The sequence below is a fragment of the Pseudoalteromonas sp. NZS71 genome (genome assembly GCF_015864715.1).
GTDB classification, from domain to species: domain Bacteria; phylum Pseudomonadota; class Gammaproteobacteria; order Enterobacterales; family Alteromonadaceae; genus Pseudoalteromonas; species Pseudoalteromonas arctica.
In genome coordinates this window covers 1-3,484 of sequence record NZ_JADYWS010000061.1, presented here as the reverse complement: position 1 = coordinate 3,484, position 3,484 = coordinate 1, and the positions used below count along the sequence as shown (strand labels likewise).

The 3,484-nt window shown below is 38.9% G+C and carries 4 protein-coding genes and 1 pseudogene; 1 reads left to right on the top strand and 4 read right to left on the bottom strand.

The window, feature by feature from the left end:
• Nucleotides 1-214: 214 nt before the first annotated feature.
• From I6E85_RS20640 to rph, 3 genes are read right to left on the bottom strand one after another with little or no spacing between them, the layout of a single operon-like run.
• On the bottom strand, nt 215-595 hold the full coding sequence (locus I6E85_RS20640) for a diacylglycerol kinase (RefSeq protein WP_024591295.1): 381 nt from the start codon (nt 593-595) through the stop codon (nt 215-217).
• Between the two features lie 56 nt (nt 596-651).
• Complete coding sequence (gene pyrE / locus I6E85_RS20635; RefSeq protein ID WP_007583381.1) at nt 652-1,296, bottom strand: orotate phosphoribosyltransferase; 645 nt, start codon at nt 1,294-1,296, stop codon at nt 652-654.
• A gap of 18 nt (nt 1,297-1,314) precedes the next feature.
• The gene (rph, locus tag I6E85_RS20630) at nt 1,315-2,028 is read right to left on the bottom strand and encodes a ribonuclease PH (RefSeq protein ID WP_002958890.1); all 714 of its coding nucleotides are present in this window, start codon (nt 2,026-2,028) and stop codon (nt 1,315-1,317) included.
• Between the two features lie 179 nt (nt 2,029-2,207).
• Between rph and I6E85_RS20625 the strand changes: the two genes are divergently transcribed.
• Entirely contained in the window at nt 2,208-3,068 is an 861-nt protein-coding gene (locus I6E85_RS20625; protein WP_002958889.1) for a YicC/YloC family endoribonuclease, read from the top strand.
• 340 nt (nt 3,069-3,408) lie between these two features.
• On the opposite strand, the pseudogene I6E85_RS20620 reads toward I6E85_RS20625, so the two are convergent.
• A pseudogene (locus I6E85_RS20620) lies at nt 3,409-3,484 on the bottom strand (elongation factor Tu); the annotation flags it as partial.

The window sequence follows — 3,484 nt, the reverse complement described above, 5'->3', positions numbered from 1 at the left end:
CTGAGTTGTTCGTGCCTCGCTATGCGTTGGCGTTTCCCGTCTCAGTGGGTCGCATTATAGGGAGATCCGAAAACAGATCAACCCTTTTTTGAAGAAAACTTGAAATAATGTGCTGTTCGCTGAGTATTTGAGCTAAACACGTTAAAAATACAACATAACTAGCAAATTATTAACAACTAAAGGTGTTTAAACTTCACTAATATTAAAAGTAAGCTTAAACGATCTTCATATAAAGACTTACACCCCATATGATCAATACGATCGTTAATGAAAGTGTTACGGCTGCAGATCCCATATCTTTGGCTCTACCTGACAATACATGCAATTCTGTACTTACTCGATCTGTTAATGCTTCAATGGCAGAGTTTAGCAATTCAACAATTAGAATAATAAGCAGTGAGCTAATTAGTATTGCCCAGTGTAATAATGATGAAGCAAGCCAAAATGAAGTGAGGAATAATATAAGGCTTAGTAATAGCTCTTGTCTAAATGCAGCTTCTTCTTTAAATGCTGCTTTAAAGCCAAGATAGGAGCAATAGGTTGCTTTGAAAACGCGTTTGAGGCCTAAGCCATTTGGTTTTAATACATCTTTCATTAATAAACTCTATGAATGAAGGTCAAAATAAAGCCCCGCACTGCGAGGCTTTTTATTTATGCTACGCCGTATTGATCACGGTAAGCTTTAACTGAGGCTAAATGCTCGCCCATCGTTCCTTGGTTTTCAAGGTAGCTAATAAGGTCTGCTAATTTTACAATAGAAATTACTTTGGTATTAAAGTCGCGTTCAACTTCTTGAATAGCTGATAACTCGGCTTTACCTTTTTCTTGGCGATCTAATGCAATTAAAACACCACTAAGGTCTGCACCATTTTGTGCAATAATTTCCATAGACTCACGAATAGCGGTACCTGCGGTAATTACATCATCAACTAGCATTATTTTGCCATTGAGTTCTGAGCCTACTAATGTACCACCTTCACCGTGTGCTTTTTTCTCTTTACGGTTAAAACAGTACGGTACATCTTTATCATGGTGATCTGCTAATGCAACTGCCGTCGTTGTCGCTATTGGGATACCCTTATACGCGGGACCAAATAGTACATCGTACTCTATCGCTGAATCTTCTAATGCTGATGCATAAAAACGACCTAAACGTGCTAAGTCACGACCTGTATTAAACAAACCGGCATTAAAAAAGTAAGGACTTATGCGCCCTGACTTTAAAGTAAACTCACCAAATTTTAATACCTGCTTCTCTAGAGCAAATTCTATAAACTCTTTTTGATAATCTTTCATATCTAGTGGCCTACCTATTTATGCTAATGCTTGCTTTTGTACGTCAATGATTTCACGAATAGAATGTTTAGCTAAAGTAAGTAACTCATCTAGCTCATCAAACGAGAAAGGTTCGCCTTCGGCTGTACCTTGAATTTCTATAATTTTACCTGTTTCGGTTAAAATTACATTCATATCAGTTTCTGCTGCTGAATCTTCAATATATTCTAAATCGCTAATTGCTTGGCCTTTGTATATACCTACTGAAATAGCCGCAATCATATGTTTAAGTGGGTTTGAATTAATCATACCCTTGGCACGCATATGCGTTAGCGCATCAACAAGTGCAACACATGCACCACTTATAGAAGCAGTACGTGTACCGCCATCTGCTTGGATTACATCACAGTCAATGGTGATTGTGTTTTCGCCAAGTGCTTTTAAATCAACAGCAGCACGCAGTGCACGTGCAATTAAACGTTGAATTTCCATAGTACGACCGCCCTGCTTACCACGTGCAGCTTCTCGAGCATTACGCGTATGCGTTGCTCGCGGTAACATACCGTATTCAGCATTGATCCAACCTTTACCCTGACCTTTCATGAAACGAGGAACGCCCGATTCGACAGTAGCTGTACAAAGTACTTTGGTGTTACCAAACTCAACAAGTACTGAGCCTTCAGCATGCAAAGTATAATTACGTGTAAATGTAACAGGTCTAATTTGGTTAGGTGTTCTTTCGCTTGGACGCATTGACGATCCCCTTAATTCAGAATTTGCGACATTATAAGTGTATGTGGGTATAGATACCATGCTGATTTAAATAAATAGCTGTATGCAAAATATTCAGTGTATTAAATTTTCCCTAGAGCTTAAGCGGTGTTACGGTATAATCATCATAATATTGTATTTATAAATTTAGGAAAATATCCATGATCCACAGTATGACAGCTTATGCGCGTCGCGAAATAAAAGGCGATTGGGGAACTGGCACTTGGGAAGTTCGTTCAGTGAACCAGCGTTACCTTGAAACATTTATTCGCGCACCAGAGCAATTTCGTGGCATGGAGCCAGTTATTCGTGAGCGTTTACGCAAACACTTACAACGCGGTAAAGTTGAGGTTTTTTTAAAGTTTGTAGCAAATCCTGCCCATGTTGGTGAGCTATCAATTAACCAAGCCCTTGCTGAGCAACTTATAAATAGCGCTAAATGGGTTCAACAGCAAAGTAATGGCGACATTAATCCTGTTGATATATTACGTTGGCCTGGTGTTATGGAAGCTGAAGAACTTGATATGGATAGCGTTAATACAGCACTAATTGCTGGTCTTGATCAAGTAATCGAAGATTTTAAATCAGCTCGTGGCGATGAAGGTGCAAACCTTGAAGAAATGATAGCAATCCGCCTTGATGCGATTTTAGAGCAAGTAGAAATTGTAGAAACGCATATGCCTGAGATTGCTAAGTGGCAGCGTGAAAAACTGGCTCAAAAGCTAGAAGACTTAACAGCAAACATTGACGAGTCACGCCTTGAACAAGAACTTATTTATCTTGCTCAAAAACAAGATGTAGCTGAAGAATTAGATCGTTTAAAGTCTCACGTTAAAGAAACTAAAAAAATCCTTAAAAAAGGTGGCGCATGTGGCCGCCGCCTAGATTTTATGATGCAAGAATTTAATCGTGAAGCTAACACGCTAGCATCTAAGTCTATCAATAGTGACATCACTACTGCCGCTGTAGAGTTAAAAGTGTTGATTGAACAAATGAGAGAACAGATCCAAAATATTGAATAGTTTTCAGCCAATTATGGCATATTCATAACTTATCGAAACCCGGGCTAGGCTCGGGTTTTTTATTAATACCAATAATATTTTGAATGTTGTTACCAAGCATCTTCGTCTAATGTGAGATTCTCACCTTCAAATCACTCTTTATTTTAGTCATTAAAAAGCCCGAGACTAAGCTCGGGCTTTTTGGTAACAATTAGCTAGGCTAAAAATTACGCTTTGAACGTTACTACAACGCACCTACGCCTAAAGTAAGAGCGCCACCTTCATATGACACTTTATTATAGACATTAAAAAGCCCGAGACTAAGCTCGGGCTTTTTGGTAACAATTAGCTAGGCTAATAATTACGCTACGATAGTTGCTACAACACCAGCACCTACAGTACGACCACCTTCACGGATAGCAAAACGAAGACCTTCA